This window comes from Candidatus Eisenbacteria bacterium (assembly GCA_005893305.1).
Lineage (GTDB): Bacteria > Eisenbacteria > RBG-16-71-46 > SZUA-252 > SZUA-252 > WS-9.
Genome location: VBOZ01000012.1, coordinates 29,908 through 50,213, shown reverse-complemented (window position 1 = coordinate 50,213; position 20,306 = coordinate 29,908). Strand labels below are relative to the sequence as shown.

The 20,306-nt window shown below is 67.5% G+C and carries 18 protein-coding genes; 7 read left to right on the top strand and 11 right to left on the bottom strand.

Annotated elements, in window-relative coordinates:
• Positions 1-35 precede the first annotated feature (35 nt).
• Entirely contained in the window at positions 36-1,475 is a 1,440-nt protein-coding gene (locus tag E6K79_04515) for an HNH endonuclease (protein TMQ65598.1), read from the top strand.
• Between the two features lie 30 nt (positions 1,476-1,505).
• Here the strand turns inward: E6K79_04515 and murB are convergent, their stop codons facing one another.
• The 10 genes from murB to E6K79_04465 form a co-directional block, all read right to left on the bottom strand.
• The gene (murB, locus tag E6K79_04510; GenBank protein TMQ65597.1) at positions 1,506-2,693 is read right to left on the bottom strand and encodes a UDP-N-acetylmuramate dehydrogenase; all 1,188 of its coding nucleotides are present in this window, start codon (positions 2,691-2,693) and stop codon (positions 1,506-1,508) included.
• Positions 2,638-4,254 carry a chaperonin GroEL gene (groL, locus tag E6K79_04505; GenBank protein TMQ65596.1) on the bottom strand — a complete coding sequence of 539 codons (1,617 nt, stop codon included), beginning with the start codon at positions 4,252-4,254 and terminating at the stop codon, positions 2,638-2,640. Before groL ends, murB begins: the two co-directional genes overlap by 56 nt.
• Before the next feature lie 145 nt (positions 4,255-4,399).
• The gene (locus E6K79_04500; protein TMQ65595.1) at positions 4,400-5,254 is read right to left on the bottom strand and encodes a type III pantothenate kinase; all 855 of its coding nucleotides are present in this window, start codon (positions 5,252-5,254) and stop codon (positions 4,400-4,402) included.
• A complete protein-coding gene (gene tatC / locus E6K79_04495; GenBank protein ID TMQ65594.1) occupies positions 5,255-6,025 on the bottom strand; it encodes a twin-arginine translocase subunit TatC in 771 nt (256 codons plus the stop codon).
• Positions 6,022-6,471 carry a transcriptional repressor NrdR gene (gene nrdR / locus E6K79_04490; GenBank protein ID TMQ65593.1) on the bottom strand — a complete coding sequence of 150 codons (450 nt, stop codon included), beginning with the start codon at positions 6,469-6,471 and terminating at the stop codon, positions 6,022-6,024. The genes tatC and nrdR overlap by 4 nt, the downstream gene beginning before the upstream one ends.
• Positions 6,468-7,220: a biotin--[acetyl-CoA-carboxylase] ligase gene (locus tag E6K79_04485; protein ID TMQ65592.1), complete on the bottom strand. Its 753-nt coding sequence runs from the start codon at positions 7,218-7,220 to the stop codon at positions 6,468-6,470. The genes nrdR and E6K79_04485 overlap by 4 nt, the downstream gene beginning before the upstream one ends.
• Positions 7,217-8,065, bottom strand: coding sequence for a carboxylating nicotinate-nucleotide diphosphorylase (nadC, locus tag E6K79_04480; GenBank protein ID TMQ65591.1), 849 nt, complete (start codon positions 8,063-8,065; stop codon positions 7,217-7,219). Before nadC ends, E6K79_04485 begins: the two co-directional genes overlap by 4 nt.
• Positions 7,974-10,076 carry an excinuclease ABC subunit UvrB gene (uvrB, locus tag E6K79_04475; GenBank protein TMQ65648.1) on the bottom strand — a complete coding sequence of 701 codons (2,103 nt, stop codon included), beginning with the start codon at positions 10,074-10,076 and terminating at the stop codon, positions 7,974-7,976. The genes nadC and uvrB overlap by 92 nt, the downstream gene beginning before the upstream one ends.
• Before the next feature lie 59 nt (positions 10,077-10,135).
• Complete coding sequence (locus E6K79_04470; GenBank protein ID TMQ65590.1) at positions 10,136-11,578, bottom strand: DUF4139 domain-containing protein; 1,443 nt, start codon at positions 11,576-11,578, stop codon at positions 10,136-10,138.
• On the bottom strand, positions 11,575-14,220 hold the full coding sequence (locus E6K79_04465) for a valine--tRNA ligase (GenBank protein TMQ65589.1): 2,646 nt from the start codon (positions 14,218-14,220) through the stop codon (positions 11,575-11,577). Before E6K79_04465 ends, E6K79_04470 begins: the two co-directional genes overlap by 4 nt.
• Before the next feature lie 226 nt (positions 14,221-14,446).
• On the opposite strand from E6K79_04465, the gene E6K79_04460 reads away from it, so the two are divergent.
• From E6K79_04460 to E6K79_04435, 6 genes are all read left to right on the top strand, one after another.
• Positions 14,447-15,787 (top strand): hypothetical protein, encoded by a 1,341-nt coding sequence (locus E6K79_04460; GenBank protein TMQ65588.1) that lies wholly within the window; start codon positions 14,447-14,449, stop codon positions 15,785-15,787.
• A 9-nt stretch (positions 15,788-15,796) separates the two neighbouring features.
• On the top strand, positions 15,797-16,348 hold the full coding sequence (locus E6K79_04455) for a hypothetical protein (GenBank protein ID TMQ65587.1): 552 nt from the start codon (positions 15,797-15,799) through the stop codon (positions 16,346-16,348).
• 93 nt (positions 16,349-16,441) lie between these two features.
• Positions 16,442-17,029 (top strand): HDIG domain-containing protein, encoded by a 588-nt coding sequence (locus E6K79_04450; protein ID TMQ65586.1) that lies wholly within the window; start codon positions 16,442-16,444, stop codon positions 17,027-17,029.
• On the top strand, positions 17,026-17,631 hold the full coding sequence (locus E6K79_04445; GenBank protein ID TMQ65585.1) for a hypothetical protein: 606 nt from the start codon (positions 17,026-17,028) through the stop codon (positions 17,629-17,631). The genes E6K79_04450 and E6K79_04445 overlap by 4 nt, the downstream gene beginning before the upstream one ends.
• A 3-nt stretch (positions 17,632-17,634) precedes the next feature.
• Positions 17,635-18,402 (top strand): glycosyltransferase, encoded by a 768-nt coding sequence (locus E6K79_04440; protein TMQ65584.1) that lies wholly within the window; start codon positions 17,635-17,637, stop codon positions 18,400-18,402.
• Entirely contained in the window at positions 18,372-19,301 is a 930-nt protein-coding gene (locus tag E6K79_04435) for an NAD(P)/FAD-dependent oxidoreductase (protein TMQ65583.1), read from the top strand. The genes E6K79_04440 and E6K79_04435 overlap by 31 nt, the downstream gene beginning before the upstream one ends.
• Before the next feature lie 19 nt (positions 19,302-19,320).
• Here the strand turns inward: E6K79_04435 and E6K79_04430 are convergent, their stop codons facing one another.
• The gene (locus E6K79_04430; protein ID TMQ65582.1) at positions 19,321-20,100 is read right to left on the bottom strand and encodes a hypothetical protein; all 780 of its coding nucleotides are present in this window, start codon (positions 20,098-20,100) and stop codon (positions 19,321-19,323) included.
• Positions 20,101-20,306 lie beyond the last annotated feature (206 nt).

The following is a 20,306-nucleotide window of genomic DNA, read 5'->3' as shown; positions in this document are numbered from 1 at the left end:
AGTTTGAAGGAGATGCCCCGTGAGCAGGTGTTCTCATGCGCGACTTCTCGTTGACCCATCTCAGCGACACCGTTCTCCTTAGCGATCTGGCGGCGCTCATCGCCCACGATCGCGTGACCACGGCCGTGGTCCTCGCCCATATCGCCGAGGTCGATGCACGGCGGCTGTACGCGCCGGCAGGCTACCCCTCCATGCATGCCTACTGTGTCGGGGAGCTGCGCTTGTCCGAGGACGCGGCCTCGAAGCGGATCCAGGCGGCCCGGGCCGCTCGGCAGTTCCCGGCCTTGTTCGACGCGCTGGCTGACGGGCGGCTACACCTGGCCGCGGTATGCCTCTTGGCTCCGCATCTAACGGTGGAGAGCGCCGAATGGCTGATGGAGGCGGCGACCCATCGGCGGAAGGCCGAGATCGAGGAACTGCTGGCCCGCCTCTTCCCGAAGCTGGGACTGCCGGCGATGGTGGGTGCCATCCCGGTCGTCGTCCCCGAGTGTGTGCCAGCGCATGTAGGAGATGTCCTACATCAACATGCCCCGGGGCATGTTGATGGTGACGCTTTCACGGCTGGCGGCGGCGTCGACCCCGCACATGCCCTGGGGCATGTTGGCGATTCGCACGCGGAGGTCTCCGCTACGGCCGAGAGTTTCTTTCTCAAGCTCACGATCGGGAAGAGCACGCGGGACAAGCTCCGCTACGCCCAGGACTTGCTCAGCCATGCCGTTCCGTCGAGGGATGTCGCTCAGGTGCTCGACCGGGCACTCGATGCCCTGATCGTTGACCTCGAGAAACGAAAGGTCGGGGCCGGCACTCGCCGGCGGCCGAAGCTGACCGCCCCCGAACCGACTGCACTCCCCGCAGCCGGAACGCGCCAGCACTCGAGGCAGCGGGTTCCTTCCCGGCGGGGAGCGCCCGCCCGCGACCGCTACATCCCGGCGCAGGTCCGGCGTGCCGTCTGGGAGCGGGACCAGGGCCAATGCACCTTCGTCGGTGCGGCGGGCCACCGCTGCGAGTCGCGGCGATTGCTCGAGTTCGATCATATCGACCCGGTGGCGCGAGGGGGACGGGCCACGGTAGAGGGGATGCGGCTCCGCTGCCGCGCGCACAATCAGTACGAGGCGGAGCGCATGTTCGGGGCGGGGTTCATGAGCCAGAAGCGTCATGAGGCGCGACTCGCGGCGGCGGAATCACGGGCGCGGAACGTAGCGGAATCACGGGCGCGGAACGTGGCGGAAGCACGGGCGCGGGCCGCGCTCAACATGCCCCGGGGCATGTTGGAAGGGACCGATGCCAGGGAGCGTGCAGCGTTGGAGAAGGAGTGCGCTGCCCGGGGGCAGGTCCGCGACGTGTTGGCTGGATTACAAAACCTCGGATGCCGAGCCGACCAGGCACGTCGCGCAGCGGCGATTGCAGCGAACCTTCATGGCGTCACGTTGGAGGAACGGATGCGGGCTGCCTTGATGTGTCTCGGCCGAGGGTGATCCAGGGGCCGCGGGCGGACGTGCGGAGTGCTAGACGGCTCCCGCGCTCGGGGGATCGACGACCACCATCACCTCTTCCTCGAGCGTGATGCCGTTCGCCTCCTCGACGCGTCGCTTCATCTCCTTCGCGACGCGGAGGATTTCGTGGGCGGTGGCGCCGCCCTTATTCACGATGTAGTTGGCGTGGTAGGTGTGTACCCCTGCCCCGCCGTCGCGAATCTCCTTCGCGCCGGCCGCCTCTAAGAGTTGCCCCGCGGCGATCTTGGTTCCGTCGGGGAGCACCGGGTTCTTGAAGAAGCACCCGGCGGTGTGTAGCCCCTTTTCCTGGCGCCGGGCGCGCTGCGCGGCGTGCTGCCCCATGATGCGATCCATCTCGGCGCGGTCGCCTTGCTTGAGCACGAACTCGGCTTCCACCACGATATCGGAGTTCTCCTTGAGCTTGCTGTGGCGATACGCGAAGCCCAGCTCGGCCGGAGTCCGGTCGACGAGCTTCGTTCCCTCGAGGACCCGGATGCGGGTGATGATGTCGCCCACCGCGCGCCCGAAGGCGCCGGCGTTGCCGCGCACGGCGCCGCCGACGGTGCCGGGAATGTCGATCGCGAATTCGAGGCCGGAGAGCGAATGTTCGCGGGCCGCCTCGACCAGCTCGCCCAGATCGGCTCCGGCGCCGGCCACGATGCGCGTCCCCTTCACGTTCATGTGCTCGATCTTGTTCACGATCACGACCCCGCGGAATCCGGTGTCGCCGACGAGGAGGTTCGAGCCGCCGCCGATCAGGAGCCACTTGGTCCCGGTCCGGACCGCCTCGCTCACGACCTGCTGCAGCGCCTTCTCGGTGTAGACCTCGGTCAGAACGTCCGCGGGACCGCCGATGCCGAGCGTGGTATACGGGGCAATCGGCGCGCTCTTGCGCAGCACCAGCTCTTGCGGGGTGACGGCCAGCGTCTCGAAGCTCAACTCATTCTCCTTGGTGTCGTATCTGTTCCGGCGCCCGAGGATACGGCCGTGGTCGGATCGGACCAAGGCATTCCCTAGAGGCCGAAAGCGGCGCGGGCCGTGACATTTGGATCGGCACGAAGCCCGAAAAACTGAAGGGGCTGTCGGGTAATACGCCCCGGCAGCCCCCAAATATTCCCAGAATTCAGCCGGCCGGGATCGGCTGCTACTCCATCCCGCCGCCCGGCATCCCCGGCGGAGCCTTCTCCTCCTCCGGGATATCCGTCACGATCGCCTCGGTCGTGAGCAGGAGCGAGGCAATGCTCGAGGCGTGCTGGAGCGCGGAGCGCGCCACCTTGGTCGGATCGACGATCCCCGCCACGACCAGATCCTCGTACTCCCCGGTCGCCGCGTTGTATCCGACCGAGCCCTTCTGGGCCCGGATCTTCTCGACGACAATCGATCCCTCGGCGCCCGCGTTGTACGCGATCGTCCTGGCGGGCGATTCCAGCGCTGTCGAGATGATGTCGATTCCCGACTTCTCGTCGCCGCTCGCTTCGAGCTTGGCCAGCGCGGCCTGCGCCCGGAGCAGCGCGACACCGCCGCCCGGCACGATCCCCTCCTCGACGGCCGACTTCGTCGCCGCGAGGGCGTCCTCGACACGCGCCTTCTTCTCCTTCAGCTCGATCTCGGTCGCCGCGCCGACGTGAATCACCGCGACACCCCCGGCGAGCTTGGCCAGGCGCTCCTGGAGCTTTTCCTTGTCGTAGTCGGAGGTCGAGTCCTCGATCTCCTTCTTGAGCTGGTCGACGCGGGCCTTGATCTCCGTCTTCTTGCCCGCGCCCTCCACGATGGTCGCATTGTCCTTGTCGACCACGATGCGCTTGGCCTTGCCGAGATCGCCCAGCACGACGTTCTCGAGCTTGAACCCGACTTCCTCGGTGATGAGACGCCCGCCCGTCACGATCGCGATGTCCTCGAGCATGGCGCGGCGGCGATCCCCGAAGCCGGGCGCCTTGACCGCGCACGTCGCGAGAATTCCGCGCAGCTTGTTCACGACGAGGGTCGCCAGGGCCTCGCCCTCGATGTCCTCGGCGATGATGAGCAGGGGTTTACCGGTCTGCGACACCTTCTCGAGGATCGGCAGGATGTCCTTGATCGACGCGATCTTCTTGTCGTGGATCAAAATCACCGCGTCCTCGAGCACCGCCTCCATCCGCTCGGGATCCGTCACGAAATAGGGCGACAGGTAGCCCCGGTCGAACTGAAGACCCTCGACGACCTCGAGCGACGTGTCGAGGCTCTTCGCCTCCTCGACCGTGATGACGCCGTCCTTCCCCACCTTGTCCATGGCATCCGCGATCAGCTTCCCGGTCTCCGGGTCGTTGTTCGCGGAGATGGTCGCGACCTGCGCGATCTCGGCGGGGGTCTTGATCGGCTTCGACATCTTCTTGAGCTCGGCCGTCACGGCCTGCACGGCGCGATCGATGCCACGCTTCAGGAACATGGGATTGGCGCCGGAGGCGACGTGGCGGAGACCCAGATGCAGAATCGCCTGCGTCAGCACGGTCGCAGTGGTCGTTCCGTCGCCCGAGACATCCTGCGTCTTCGTCGCGACTTCCTTGGCCATCTGCGCGCCCATGTTCTCGTAGGGATCCTGAAGCTCGATCTCCTTCGCGATCGTGACGCCGTCGTTCGTGATCGTCGGAGCGCCGAATTTCTTGTCCAGAACGACGTTTCGACCCTTGGGTCCGAGCGTCACCCGGACGGTGTTCGCGAGCTTGTCGACGCCCCGCAGCAACGCGTCGCGCGCCGCGGAATTAAACAGCAACTGCTTTGCCATGGAATTGCTCCCCCTCTTGACGTTTCCGAAATGCGGGGCCGGACGGCGCCGCGTTTGGCACTGAAAGCTTGAGAGTGCTAAGAGCCCAAATGTAGCCGAATCGAACGGGACGCGCAACTAGGCATTTTGGAGCGGGGGCTTCCCCTTATTGGCGCCGCGGCTTGGGCTTGCGCGGCCCGTGGCCCCGCCCGTGGCTCTGCCCATGGCGCGGCCCGTGGCGGTGATGGATCAGGCGAAGTCCGTGCAGGGTCAGGTCGGGATCGACTTCTTGAATCGTCTCCGAGTGGGCCGCGATCGCCGCCGCCAGACCGCCGGTGGCGATCACCTTGGGCTGGATCTTCTCCTCGGCCGCGATCCGCCGGACGATAGCGTCAACCTGGCCGACCGCCCCGTAGAAGACGCCGGACTGGAGGCTCTCCTCGGTATTCCGGCCCACGACGCGGCGCGGGGGCTTGAGCTCGAAGGCGCTCAGCCGGGCGGCGCGCCGGACCAAGTGCTCGGCGCCGGTCAGGATGCCGGGCGCGATCACGCCGCCCCGGTAGCGTCGCCCCTTCAAGAGCACGTCGAACGTGGTCGCGGTCCCGAAGTCGACCACGATGGCGGCAGCGTTCGCGATCCGGTCCGCCCCCGCCGACTCGGGGTCCCGGTACTCGATCTTCACGCGCGCCGTCGTCGCGGCGGTCACGAGGAGCGGCTCACCCAAGGTCATCCGCTTCGCCGCATCGAGGTAGATCGGCGTCTGGGCGGGCACGACCGAGCCCACGATGGCGGCGTGACCCTGGGCGTCTTCGCGGAGTGGAGCCATGCCCTGGGCCCCCGCTCTTGCGATCGCGCGCGATTTCCGGTCCCCCAGCTCGGGGAACGCTTGCCGGAGGAGCAGCTCGACCTCGTCCGCCGTCCGCCGCGTCTCGCTCGAAACGCGGAACGACCGGCGGAGGTCGGTCCCGTCGAAGAGACCCATCGTGACCTCGGTGTTCCCGATATCGATCGCCAGAAGCATCTAGGTACCCTCCGCGTCCTTGGCCCGTCCGTGGCCGCGAATCTTCCAGAGGGCCGTCGCCACCAGGACGCTCAGAAAATAGAGCACCACGAGCGGCGCGGCGAGCACGAGCATCGAGGGCCCGTCCCCGGGCGTGATGATCGCGGCGCCCAGCGCGATGAAGAAGACCGCGTGCCGCCAAGCGCGCGCGAGCGTCCCGGGCGACACGATGCCGAACCAGACCAGAAGGCAGAGCACCAGGGGCAGCTGGAAGAGGAGGCCGCACCCGGCCGCGAGCTGGATCGCGAAGGAGAGGAGCGCGGTCAGGGACGTGCGCGCCTCGACGTGCGGCGTCGCGTAGGAAGCGAGCATCCCCATCAGCACCGGGAGGAGGAGCTGGAGGGCGAACGCGATGCCGCTGTAGAGGAGGACCGACGACGCGACCATCCACGGCACGGCGAAGCGCCGCTCCCGGCGCTTCAGGCCCGGGGCGACGAAGCGCCACACCTCGTACATCAGATACGGGACCGCGAGGAGGCCGCCGGTCCAGATCGCCACGTTGATGCGCGCCGAGAATGCCTCCGCCGGCGCCAGCGCCAGCACCCGCTGCCCGGGCACCAGGAGCGTGATGAGCGCCTCGAGAAGGCGGTCCGAGAAGAACCAGGCCGCCGCCACGAGCACGATCGCGACGAAGAACGCGCGGATGATCGAGCGCCGCAGCTCCTCGAGATGGTCGAGGAACGACATCGGCGTGTCGCTTGCGGCCGCTGTGGCCTCCGAGGGCGGGATCACTTGAGAAGGGACCGCAGCTCTTCCAGGAACTGGTTCAGATCCTTGAAGTGGCGGTAGACCGAGGCGAACCGGACGTACGCCACCTCGTCCAGCTCGTGGAGGGCCTCCATCACGCGCTCGCCGATCTCGCTCGACTTGACCTCGTCCAGGCCCTGGCGGAGGAGATCCGCCTCCAGCCCGTCGACGATCGAGTGGAGCCGCTCGGCGGCGATCGGCCGCTTCTCGCAGGCGCGCAGGAGCCCGTTCAGGATCTTCTCGCGGCTGAACGACTCGCGCCTGCCGTCCTTCTTGATCACGAGGAGCGGGGTCGTCTCGACCGTCTCATAGGTCGTGAATCGCCTGCGGCACTGGAGACACTCGCGGCGGCGGCGGATCGCCTGCCCCTCCTTTGCGGAACGGGAGTCGATCACCTTGTCCTCGAGGTGGCCGCAGGAAGGGCACTTCACGCCAGCTCCCCGGCCGAGACCACGGTCGCCTCGGCGCGGCCGGGCTCCCGAAGCCAGAGCGCTCCGCTCTCGGTGATTCCCTCGACGACGCCCTCGATCCGGCGGCCCCCGCTCACGACCGTCACCTCGGAGCCCGGCTTCGGCAGCCGGCCCGCCACCTCGCGCCAGAGCCCCGCGCCGTCGCCCGAGGCGGCGAGCGCGGCATAGCGTTCGAGCTGGACGAGAATCGCCGGAAGAAGGTCGTCCGGGCGTAGGGGGTTCCCGCCGCCCGCGATCCGGAGGGAGGTAGCGCTCCCACGAAGCTCGGCGGGGAAATCTTCCGCCGTTTGATTCACGTTCACGCCGGCCCCGATCACGACGGCCGGGCGCTTGGTCGACGAGGCTCCCGAAACCCGGGACTCGGCCAGGACGCCGCAGAGCTTTCGTCCGTCGTGGAGCACGTCGTTTGGCCACTTGATCCCGAGTGTTGCCCCGGTCGCCTCGGTTCCCGCGTCCGCCACGGAACAGGCGAGCGCGAGCGCGAGAAGCGGGCACTGGGCGAGAGGGATCGAGGGTCGGAGCAGCACCGAGAAGAGGAGCGAGGCACCCGGCGCGTCCCACCAGGAGCGTCCCTGACGGCCGCGTCCCGCGGTCTGGACCCGCGCCACCACGACGAGCCCTTCCGGGGCGCCCTCGTCCGCGCGCCGGAACGCTTCGTCGTTGGTGGAGCCGATCGACGAGTGTCGCTCCACCGGCACGCGCCCGATCATTTCCCCGCCTTCATATCGTCCATCACGAGTGAGAGGTCCAGCGCGGGGGCCGAATGGGTGATCGCCCCGACCGAGATATAGCTCACGCCGGGAACGGCAAAGTCGCGGACGTTCGCGAGCCGGATCCCGCCCGACACCTCGATCTCGGGCCCGCCGCGCAGCCGCCTCAAGACCGTGACGAGCGCGCTCGGCGTGAAATTGTCGAGCAGGATCCGGTCCGGTTTCAGCTCCGCGGCGTCCAGCGCCTCTTCCGGGGTCCTCGCCTCCACGATGATCTGGAGCCCGTCCGCCGTCTTTCGCGCGCGCTCGACCGCCTGCTTCATTCCTCCCGATGCCCGAATGTGGTTCTCCTTGATCATGACCGCGTCGAAGAGCCCGAATCGGTGGTTCCCCGCCCCGCCGGCGAGCGCGGCGTGCTTCTCGAGGAATCGAAGTCCCGGGGTCGTCTTCCGCGTGTCGAGGATCCTCACGCCGGTCCCCTCCACCGCCTTCACGTAGGCCCGGGCGAGCGTGGCGATGCCGGAGAGATGCTGGAGGAAGTTGAGCGCGACCCGCTCGGCGCTCAGGATCGCGCGCGCCTTCGCCGCGATCGTCGCCACGCGCGCGCCCTTCAAGAGCGCGCCCCCTTCCGCGATCAGCCACTCCACCTTCGCCGCAGGGTCCAGCTCCCGAAACGCGAGCGCGGCCACCTCGGTGCCCGCGAGGACCCCTTCCTGCTTCGCCTCGATGTGGGCGCGCCCGGCGGCGCTTTCGTCAACGACCGCGTCGGTTGTCGCGTCCCCTCCCCCGAGGTCCTCCGTCAGCGCGAGGCGGACCAGGGGCAGGGCGATCGCTTCGAGGCGCATGGCCGGGTTCCTTTCTCGTCGAGAGGCGGATTTCGTCCAACCGGTCCCGGAAGACCGCCGCCACCTCGAAGTCCTCACGGGCCGCGGCGGCGAGCATTTCCCGCTCCAGCAGCTCCATGAGCGCATCCTGATCGAGATCGAGCGCGGCGCTCGGCAGAATCTCCTCCGCGGCGATCGCGGTGGCCGCGTCGGCCACCGAGGTGGAGCGCATGATCTCCTCGACCGACTTGAGGATCGTCTGGGGCGTGATGCCGTGCTCGGCGTTGTAGCGGAGCTGGGCGTCGCGCCGCCGGTTCATCTCCTCGATGGCCCGCCGCATCGCTCCCGTCACCTGGTCGGCGTAGAGAAGCACCTCCCCCCGCACGTGGCGCGCCGCGCGCCCCGCCGTCTGGATCAACGAGGTCTCGGAGCGGAGGAATCCCTCCTTGTCCGCGTCCAAGATCGCGACGAGGGAAACCTCGGGCAGATCGAGGCCCTCGCGCAGGAGGTTGATCCCGACCAGCACGTCGACCTTCTTGAGGCGGAGGGCGCGGAGGATCTCGACCCGCTCGATCGTCTCGATGTCCGAGTGGATGTACCGGACGCGGACCCCGGCCTGGAACAGATAGTCGGTGAGGTCCTCGGCCATCCGCTTGGTCAAGGTCGTGACCAGGACCCGCTCTCCCACGTCGACGCGCTTCCGGATCTCCTCCAGGAGGTCGTCGATCTGCCCCTTCGTCGGGCGGATCGTGAGCTTGGGGTCGATCAGCCCCGTGGGACGGATGATCTGCTCCACCACGACGCCCCTCGCCTTCTTCAGCTCGAACTCGGCCGGCGTCGCCGAGACGTAGACCGTCTGGCCCGTGAGCGACTCGAACTCGTCAAATCTCAAGGGGCGGTTGTCGAGCGCCGACGGGAGGCGAAAGCCGTGATCGACCAGCGTCTGCTTCCGGGAGCGGTCGCCCTCGTACATGCCGCCGATCTGGGGAATCGTGACGTGCGATTCGTCGATGATGAGAAGGAAGTCGTCCGGGAAGTAGTCGATGAGGCAGTGAGGCCGCTCGCCCGCCGCGCGGCCCGAGAGCGGGCGGGAGTAGTTCTCGATCCCGGGGCAATACCCGATCTCCCGAAGCATCTCCAGGTCGTATTCCGTGCGCATCTTGATCCGCTGCGCTTCGAGGAGCTTCCCCTCCTTCTCGAAGAGGGACACGCGCTCGTCCAGCTCCCTCCGGATGGCGTAGAGCCCTTCCTGGAGCCGCGCCGGCGTCGTGATGAAGTGCTTGGCCGGATAGATCGCCGCCGTGCCGATCGACTGGATGGTGCGGCCAGTGAGCGGATCGATCACGGCGATCCGCTCGACATGGTCGGCGTTCAGCTCGATCCGGATCGCGGTCTCCTCATAGGCCGGATGCACCTCGACCACGTCGCCCCGCGCGCGGAACGTGCCGCGCTTCAGCTCCAGGTCTCCCCGGGAATACTGGTTGTGGACGAGCTGGGCCAGGATCTCCTCGCGCGTCACCTTTTCCCCGGTTTGGATCAGGAGCATCTCGCGGCGGAACGATTCGGGCGAGCCCAAGCCGTAGATGCACGAGACGCTCGCGACAATGACCACGTCGCGCCGCTCGAGCAGCGCGCCGGTCGCGGCCAGGCGCAGCCGGTCGATGTCGTCGTTGATCGAGGCGTCCTTCTCGATGTACGTGTTCGTCTGCGGGACATACGCCTCAGGCTGGTAGTAATCGTAGTAGGAGACAAAGTAGCCCACCGCGTTCTCCGGGAAATAGCCCCGGAACTCGGCGTAGAGCTGGGCCGCCAGCGTCTTGTTGTGGGAGATGACGAGCGTCGGCCGGTTCACGGCCGCGATCACGTTCGCCATCGTGAAGGTCTTCCCCGACCCGGTCACGCCGAGGAGCGTCTGGTACTTGTCCCCACGCTTCAGCCCCTCGGTCAGCTCGGCGATCGCCCGCGGCTGGTCCCCGGTCGGCTCGTAGGGCGAACGGAGCTGGAACGGCGCGGCCGGCTCTTCCCGCGTCAGGAGGGTGCTCGAGCGCACGGGCGCGGGGCGGGAGGCGCCGCCGCTCAGCCCGCCGGCGCTCACGACCGGGTGCGGAGTCTGTACGTGATGGTGAACGGTTTCTCGGGCGCGCAGCGCGCGACGAACTCGAAGGTCGTCGCGTCCTTCTTCTTGGCCGGGAGGGTCGATTCGACGATCTCCCAGTCGCCGTACGCGTGCTCCACCACCGTCACCTCCGCCGCCTCCGCCTTGTGATTCTTGAGGGTGATGCTGAACGCGGTCTCCGCGATCCGCGGGGTGACCTGCTTCATGTCGGTCTGCTTCCGCTCCGCCGTGATGTCGAACGCCCCGCCGACGGAAACGCGGACGGTCTCGTTCTTGGGCGTGTGGTCGATCCGGTCCTCGCCCGCCAGCTCCAGCGATTCGTCCTTGTCGCGCTGGAACACCCGGACGATCCCCGCGGGCAGCGGCATGCCCAGACCGGACGCGGCCTCGTTCTCGAACTCCACCGTGACCATCACCTGCTTCGGGTCCTTCTGCGCGTCGTAGGTGTACTTCTTGGTCGACTTGATTCCCGACGCCTGGAGGAGCCCCAGCTGCTTCACCTCGTTGTTTGCGAGCGCCGCGCGGAGCGGGACCTCGTAGAGGTGGTACTCGAAAAAGCCGCGCTCCTCCATCTTCGCCATCATGTCCACCGCCACGCCGCGCTCGAAGAGGGGCTGCGGCGGCCGCTCCGGCCCCGCGCGGTGAATCGAGCCGGCCACCAGCTTGATCTTGGCGTCGTCGAACGTCGCGCCCGAGCGGTTCTCGACCGAGGCCCACCCTTGGAGGTCCAGGCTCGATCCCGCGTCGTCGACCACCGCGACGTACTCCGCGTGCCAGCCCATGCCGCCCGTCATGTAGGAAACCTCGAGCGGCTGGTCGCCGCCCGCTCCCGAGCGGAGGCGCCAGACAAGCGTCGGCCGCGTGATCAGGCCCTTCGGCACCTCTTTGAGCCCGACCTGGCGCACCTCGGCGCGGTTCAAGAGCGAGAGCCCCCCGCCGGTTTCCTGAATGACCAGCGACACGGGATCGTACGAGAGCAGCGTCCCGCGCTTCACCTGGTCGTCCTTGGTTGATACCTCGATCGGCTGGTCGACATAGCGCTCGAGGAGCTTGTCGGTGCTCACGAGATCGAATCGGTAGTCCTGCCACAGGATCTCGAGCGGGGATTTCCCGAGCGAGCGGAGGTGGACGGACGTCGGCTCGATCAGCGAGGCGACGTCGGCGAAGCGGAGCTCCGAGAGGCCGCTCGAGATCGAGAAGCGCCGGCGGTCCTTCACGACGCCCAGGTTCTCGTTGTAGACGGTGACCGCGACCTCGCGCCCCTCTCCCGCCGCGGCCGAGGCCGGCGCGGGCGAGGCGACCGCGGGCTTCCCTGTGTCTCGAGGCTGCGCCCCCGCCGCGTGTGCGGCGCCCAGGAGGACCGACGCGACCGCCGCGACCGCCGCGACCGACGCGACCATCCCGAGTCTCCACCTCATTGCTTCAGTACCTCCAGATTGCGCTCGAGCTTCTCCTTCGTGGTGCCGAGCGTTTCGAATTTTTCCCGTTCCCGCTCCACCACGTCGGTCTTGGCCTTGCCGAGGAAGTCGTCGTTTTGAAGCTTCCGCCTCGAAACGTCGAACTCCTTGAGAACCCGGTCGTATTCCTTCTGGAGCCGCCTTAGCTCCAGGTCCACGTCGATCAACCCCATCAGGGGTAGGAAGATCTCATGATTCCGGACCACGGCCGAGGCCGCGACATCCGGCTTCTGCACCTGGGGGCCCACCTCGAGCGACTCGCCGCGGCCCAAGAGGGCGATCAGGTCCCGCTGCTCGCGGAGGATGTCCGCGTCGTGTCCGGTCGCGCGGATCAGGATCGGAGCCTTTCGCGCGGGTGAGATGTTCATCTCGGAGCGGACGTTCCGCACCGCGCCCACGACCTCCTTGAGCAGGGCGATCTTCGCCTCCGCCGACGTACTCGCGGCGCCGCGAGGGGGGATCGGCCACTCGGCCACGCAGATGTCCCCCTGCGTCCCCGGCAGCGCGTGCCACAGCTCCTCGGTGATGAACGGCATGAACGGGTGGAGCAGGCGGAGCACCGTGCTGAACACGTGATGGATCGTGTACCGGACCGCCGCCGCGTCGGGACTATCCGCTCCCGCGTAGAGACGCGGCTTCGCCATCTCCAGGTACCAATCGCAGAGCTCCTTCCACGTGAAATCGTAGATATCCTTTGCCGCGTCTCCTATCCGATACGTTTTGAGATTCCGCGTCACCGACCGCACGGTCGACGCGGCCGTGCTCAGGATCCAGAGATCGGCGTCGTTCAGGACCGGCCGGGCCTTCGACTCGTCGGGCTCGTAGCCCTGGAGGTACGGCTGCACCAAGCGGAACGCGTTCCAGAGCTTGTTCGCGAAGTGGCGGCCCAGGTCGACCTTATCGTCCGAGAAGCCATGGATGTCGGCCCCCTGCGGCGAGAGGAGCACCATCCTCATCCGGAGGGAGTCGGCGCCGGATCGGTCCATCAGCTCGATCGCGTCGGAGGAGTTCCCGAGGGACTTCGAGAGCTTCCGCCCCTGCGCGTCGCGCACGATCCCGTGGAGGTAGACCTGCTTGAAGGGGGTCGCCCCCATGAACTCGAAGCCGGCCATCACCATGCGCGCGACCCAGAAGAAGATGATGTCGGGCCCGGTGACGAGAACGCTGGAAGGATAGAAGCGCTTCACGTCCTCGGTCTGCTCGGGCCAGCCTAAAGTCGAGAAGGGCCAAAGCCACGACGAGAACCACGTGTCGAGCACGTCCTCGTCCTGGGACAGGGACGCGCCGCCGCACTTGGGACATTTCGCGGGCGTCTCGACTTCCACGATCGTCTCTCCACAATTGCCGCAGGTCCACACCGGGATCCGGTGCCCCCACCAGAGCTGGCGCGAGATGCACCAGTCGCGGATTCCTTCGAGCCAGCGGAGGTAGACCTTCTCCCAGCGCCTCGGCAGAATTACCAGCTGCCCCATCTCGACCGCGCGATAGGCGGGCTCGGCGAGGGGCTTCATCTTCACGAACCACTGGAGCGAGAGATAGGGCTCCACCACCGTGTCGCACCGGTCGCAGTGCCCCACCGAGAGCTTGTGCGGCTCGACGCGCTTCAGGAGACCGCGATCTTGAAGCGCTTCCACGATCCGCTCCCGCGCCACCTCGCGCGTGAGGCCGCGAAAATCGCCCGCGTTCTCGTTCATGACGGCGGTCGGATCCAGCACCGTGATGGGCGTGAGCCCATGGCGCTGCCCCATCTCGAAGTCGTTCGCATCGTGGGCCGGGGTCACCTTGACCGCGCCGGTGCCGAATTTCGGATCGACGGCGTCGTCCAGGATGATCGGGATCTCGCGGCGCAGGAACGGGAGGATCGCCATCTTTCCGTGGAGCGGCGCGTACCTCTTGTCCTTGGGATGAACCGCGACCGCGACGTCGCCCAGCATCGTCTCGGGCCGCGTGGTCGCCACGGTCACCTTCCGCTTCGAATCCTTGATCGGATATTGGATGTAGTAGAGCTTGCCGTCGGTCTCGACGTGGTTGACCTCCTCGTCGGAGAGCGCGGTGAGGCAGCGCGGGCACCAGTTGATGATCCGGTTGCCCCGATAGACGAGCCCCTTCCGGTAGAGGCGGACGAAGACCTCGCGCACCGCGCGGGAGAGCCCCTCGTCCATGGTGAAGCGCTCGCGGGACCAATCGACCGAGTCGCCCAGGCGCCGCATCTGCTCGGTGATGCGGGCGTGGTAGTGCTCCTTCCACTTCCAGACCTCGGCGACGAACGCTTCGCGCCCCAGCTCGTGGCGGGACTTTCCCTCCTCGGCCAGCCGCTTCTCGACCACGTTCTGGGTCGCGATCCCGGCGTGATCGGTGCCCGGGAGCCAGAGCGTGGGCACACCGGTCATCCGCTGCCAGCGGATCAGGAGATCCTGGATCGTGTGATCGAAGGCGTGGCCGAAGTGGAGGTTTCCGGTCACGTTGGGCGGCGGGATCATGATCACGAAAGGCGGCTCCGGGCCGTCCTTCGGGCGGAAATATCCCCGCTCCTCCCAGTGGCTGTACCAACGCTTCTCCACCTGGGTGGGCTCGTAATTTTTCGGTAGTTCGGGCTGGCTCATTTCGGGCTGGGCGTTACCTCGCGTCCCCGTCGCGGCGCCGCGCGCTGCGGCGCGGGTCTAACTGCCGCGTTTTCAAGCAAGTGAAGAACAGTACCATAGGGCCATTGGAGGGTCAATTCGGACACCCGCCGGCTCCCAGGGGAGCCTGCCGGCCACCTGCCAGCCCCTCGGCCGGCCCTTCCGCCGCGCCTCAAGGAGGGGCGCCAACTCGCCGATATACAAGCGGATGAGACTACTCGCAGGCATTCTTCTCGGAGCGATTCTGGCTTCCCCGGCCGGGGCCCAGACATTGGATGCGCGCAGGCTGGGAATGGGCATGGTCGCGACCAGCGACAACGGCGCGTCGACGACCGCCAATGTGGCGTTCCGGGCCGTCCCCAAGGGGACCGGGTGGGGGTCGATCCCGCTGCCGCTGGGGATCATCCAGTACCTGAGCGACCACCCTTCGTTCGATCCCAACGACTCGGACTTCAACGTCTTCTCGATCCTGGACCTCGTGGCGAACCCGCCCATGACGCTGAAGTTGAGCGACCCCGGCAACGTCTCCAGCGACATCTCGATCTTCGTCGCCAAGGACTCGCTCCAGGTCGACCTCGCGGACGTACGAAAGGCCATTCCCAAGGAGTCGATGAAATTCGGCGGCGTCTATCACCTCTTTGGGATCGGAAAGAGCTTCGGGGCATTCTTCGTGCAGTTCAGCCCCCTCGTCCACGTGCGGAACGAGATCAGCCTGAGCGACAAGTTCCGCCGGGCGCTCCGCGATGCGGAGCCGTTCACGTCAAATACCCGATACGGGATCAAGGATGACGGGGTCGCCCAGGCCGCGCTCGCCTATCAGGTGGGATACGCGGTCCGGGCCTTTCACGCGGCGCACGCTGAGAGCGCTTCGGCCGATCCGCGCCGGAACGGCGGGACCGCGATCTACGTCGGCGCCGCTCCCAAGTACCTCATGGGACTGGCCTATGGTCAGATCATCTCGAACGCGGGCGTGACGACCGGCGACACGCTCTTCGGGAGCAGCAATCCCGTCGCGGTCGACATGGCCGGCCTCACGCGCCACGCCGCGGTCGGCGGCGAGGGAGGCATGGGGCACGGTTTGGGCGCCGACCTCGGAACCGTCCTCTACTGGAGAAATTTCGAGCTGGGCGTCGGCGTGACAGACGTTGGAAGCACGATCCACTGGTCAACGTCCCGAAACCTGCTGACCTACGACGATTCGCTCAACCAGTTCACGAACGTGAAGGTGGCCCAGAACGCGGGCTTCTCGTCCCGGATCCCGTCCACGGCGACGTTCAACCTCGCCAAGCGGATGGGGCCGACCACGCTGGCGGCAGACGTCGTGCGGAACGAGCTCTTCACCGGAATCCACATGGGCGCGGAGACCTGGCTCGGCCGGGTCGCCCTTCGCGGCGGCACGTACCGGGACTCGAACGATCGCTGGCAATTCACCGGCGGGACCGGGCTCCGCTTCGGCGGCATCGGCCTCGACACGGCGGTGGGAACCAACCAACGAAATACGCAGGAGGCGCGGGCGGTCGAGCTCTGCGCCTCCGTCACGCTGTACTAGGAGGCCGGAATGCGGCGTCGGGCGGCTTGGCTTCTTGTTCTCCCGCTCTTGCTGGGCGGGTGCGGGGACCGGAGCTTGATCTTGACCGTCGACGTGCTGAGCTTCCTGAGCCCCAGCGACGTGTCGCAGAGCTACTCGATCCCGGGCGGCTTCGCCGCCGACACGCTGGACGTCGCGAGCGAGAGCGTCAACCTTCTCCCGGGTGTCCAGGACGTGACCGAGGTCATGTCCGCGACCCTGAAGATCGGCGCCTCCTTCGCCAACCAGACCGGCACCGCTTCGGGAGCACTCCTGATCTACATCGCGTCGGCGGACTCGACCGACCCGTTCACCACGGCGCCGATCGCGAGCCTGCCGGTCGTCCTCACGCCCAACAACGTCACCAACGTGAGCACCGAGGTCACCTCGATCGCCCTCGCGCAGGCGATGGTGCACAATTCGGCGCGGATCGGAGTGCGCGTCACCTTCGATACGACGGCGACGCCTCCGCTCCAGTTCGTGACCGGGACCGAGACGATCACGCAGCTCCTCGCCACCGTCATCACGAAGAAGAAGCTCTAGCCTCGCCCCCGGCCGCCGCGGCGGCCGGGGCGATCCCGCTTGTCACACGGCGCGCACGCGCCTATGATTTTCGAGCGCCTCGACGGCGCTATCATGACCCCCCACCCGCAACCATCCCAGAACGCTTCCCTGAGCCGCGACGCGGCGCTCGCCCTGCTCCACGAGCATACCGAGGGGCCTGGGCTCCGGAAGCACGCCTACGCGGTGGAAGCCGCCATGCGCGCCTACGCCCGGAAGCAGGGCGCGGATGAGGAGCTCTGGGGCGTGACCGGGCTTCTCCATGATTTCGACTACGAGAAGCATCCGAGCCGGGAAGAGCACCCGTTCGTGGGATGCCGCATCCTCGAAGAGCGGGGATATCCCAAGGAGATGATCCAGGCGATCCTCGGCCACGCGGCCTATTCGGGAACGCCGCGCGAGACGCCGATGGCCCGCGCCCTCTTCGCGAGCGACGAGCTCTGCGGCCTGATCACGGCGGCCGCGCTCGTCCAACCCAACAAGTCGCTGGCCGAGGTCACGCCCGACTCGGTGCTTCGAAAGATGCGGACGAAGGGGTTCGCGCGCTCGGTGAATCGGGACGAGATCGAGCAGGGCGCGAGCGAGCTGGGCGTTCCGCTGGAAGAGCACGTCGCGTTCGTGCTGGCCGCGCTTCAGGGCGAGGCCAAGGCGTTGGGCCTATGAGCCCGAAGCGGGGTCGGTCGGGACGGACCAACGGCGGAGCCACCGAGAGCCACGCGCCGGGCGACGCTGGGACGCACGACGGCGCCCAGGCGCGCGGCCTCGGACCCGACGTGGCGGCCCTCGAGCAGTTCCTCCGGTCGATCGGGATCGATCCGAGGCTCGACCCTGAGTACACGAAGACCGCCGAGCTGGCCGCCGCATTTCTGGCGGACCGGACCGCCGGGCTGCGGGAAGAGATCCGCCCGCTTCAAACCGCGCGATACCGCGGGCACCCCGGCGAGACGGTCGCGCTGGAGGAGATTCCGGTCTACGGCCTCTGCCCGCACCACCTCGTTCCCTATTTCGGCGAAGCCCAGGTGCGCTACGCGCCGCGGAGCAAGGTGGCGGGGCCCTCGTCGATCGCGCGCCTCGTGCGGGACCTGGCCCGCATCCCGCGCATCCAGGAAAATCTGACCCAGGCCATCGCCGACCACTTGGAGCGCGCCCTCGAGCCGGCGACGCTGGAGGTGACGGTTCGCTCGCGCCACCTCTGCGCCGAGATGCGCGGGGTCGAGCAGCGGGTCCAGTTCGTCACCGAAGCGCGCCGAGCCGAGCGCGGCTGATTCGTGGCCTCGATCTCCGTCGTCCTTCCCACGCGGAACCGTCCCGCGTTTCTCCGCGAAGCGCTCGCGACCGTCGCGGCCCAGAGTCATCTGGAGATGGAGCTGGTCCTGGTGCGGGACGGCGGCACACCGCTCGATGACGAGGCACGAGGGTTTCTCGCGACGCTCGAGTTTCCCTACATCCTGGTCGAGCGCGACGACCCGCCGGAGGGGCTCGCCCTGGCTCGCGACCGAGGGATCGAGCGCGCGCGCGGCGATGCGATCGCGTTTCTCGACGACGACGATCTCTGGGAGCGCGGGCACGTGAAGCAGCTGGCCGACGCGCTCGATCGCGACCCGGAAGCGTCGGTCGTCTACTCCGACGCGCGGATCGTGGAGGAGGCGAGCGGCGGTCAGAGGCTGCTCGCCGTCGACTTCGACTTGGCGTTGTTCGGGCGCGACGGGTTCATCCCACCCAGCTCCTTCGCGGCGCGGCGCGACGCGTTCGAGCGATTCGGACTCTTCGACCCCAAGATGGCCTACTCCGAGGACTGGGACTGGCTGCTGCGCGTAGCGCGCGGAGGCGGAAAGATCGAGCGGGTGCGCGGCGTCTCGACGACGATCCGAATCCACTCCGACGGCTTGAGCGCGCTTACCCCGGACCGGCTCACCGATCGAAAGCGCTTCCTGGACGAGCTCAGCCGGCGCCACGGGCTCGGACCGATCGAGCCAAAAACCTTCTGGGAGGTGGCGGGAACCCTATGCCCCGACGGAAACGCGTCGAGGCGCTGATCGTCGGGGCCGGGGTCGCCGGCCTCTCCGCGGCGCTCTTCCTCCGGGATTTCGGGGTCGAGTACCTGATCGTGGAGGAAGCGCTCCAGCCCGGCGGCCAGCTCCACGAGATCCACGCGCCCATCCAAAACTATCTCCTGGGGATCGGATGGGAAAGCGACCGCTTCGCCGCCGCCTTCCTGAACGACGTGCGCACCGCCGGGATCTCGATCCTCGTGGGCTCGCCGATCACCCGGATCGCCGTCCGCACGAAGACCGTGATGCGCGGGAGCGAGCGATACCAGGCGAAGACGCTCCTGATCGCCACGGGGCTAAGGCGCCGGGCCCTCGGCGTTCCGGGCGAGAGGGAGCTGGAGAGCCGCGGCGTGAGCCACTCGGCGAACCGCGACCGCACCGCCTACGCGGGGCGGCCGGTGGTCGTGGTGGGAGGCGGCACGGCAGCAGTCGAGGACGCGCTCCTCTGCTCCGAGGTCGGCTCCCAGGTCACCCTCCTGCACCGCTCCTCCCGATTCCGCGCCCGGCCCGACTTCCTGGCGCGAGCGAAGAAGGATCCGAGCATTCGGATCGTCCGAAACGCGCGCGTTCGCCGGATCGTCGGCGCCGATCGAGTGGAAGCGGTCGAGTACCTAACGCGCGGGTCGAGGACGGTGCGCGTCGCGAAGGCCGAGGCGATATTCATCCGCGTCGGGTGGGAGCCCCGCACCGAGCTGTTGCGCGGGAAGCTCCGACTCGATCGGGGCGGATACATTCAGGTCGGCTGGGGCGGCGTCACGAGCGCCGCGGGCGTTTACGCAGCCGGGGATGTCTGCTCTCCCCGCTGGCCTTCGATCGCGAACGCCGCCGGCCAGGGCGCCGCCGCCGGGTGGGAGATCGCGCGGCGGTTGGGGAAGGCGGGGTGAGGGCGGGGCATCGAGGGGATCAAAACGTCGGGGACACCCCCCCTGCTAAGATCATGGCGAGCAGAAGGGTGCCAAAGGTCCCCACGATCGCCGCCTCTCCACCGAACTTGCCACCGAAGTACCAGGAAACTTCCGTTCGTCCTTCCAGCCGAGACACGCCCTCAAACCAACCTGCCTGGCGGTAAAAATAATAGCGCTCTCGGCGTGACGCCTCCATCTGAGCGGTCACAGACACCCAATCTCCGAAGCTCACTCCCAGCTCTCCCACGAACCCCGGAAGGTAGTGGCTCCCGTAAGAACTGATGTCCTTGGCGAAGAGAATCCCCGGCGCGGCGTCGATCGCGATCGCAGGGCCGAGCCATCGCCGGAATCTCACTTTCGTTCCCAGTCGCGAGAAATCCTCATCGCCCGCGAAACATAGGCTCCAGCCTGCGCTCCAGCGCTCGGTCACGTTTTTCATTCCTCCGAGGTCGAGCATCATTGAGACTGGATGGTCGCTCGGATGGTCTTGATCCCGATCGAGGCGAGCGAGAAGCCCGGCTTGGATCACGGGGAACGATTTCCGGGTCGGAAGCGGGCTTCCTCGGAGTGTCCGCGACGCCCGCCGCGCCGCGTATCGGATGGAAACTGGGGCGTCACCGAGGCTTTTCCCTCGATCGAGAACGTAGGAGGTCCTGTCTCGGCCGTCCGCGTCCCGGATCCAGCGGATCCTGTGATTCGCGACGAACTCCTCGGAGCCGTCCTCATGAATCACCCTCACGATCCCAAGCGAAGACGGCTCGACCCGCGCGACGATCAACGTCGAATCCCGTTCCAGCTGGACCAATACCACCGGCGTGGGAGGCGCGGCCGAATCTAGAGATCCGGTACTGGAGGCGGTCGAACGCGAGGGGAATCCAAGAGCAAGAACAGCGGCGAGGACAGCGACCCGGGGCCGCATAGGGCCTCCTACAACCGGCCGGCGAAAACCGTAGAGCTGGGGGCCGGGGCTAGCAGAGCGGGAGG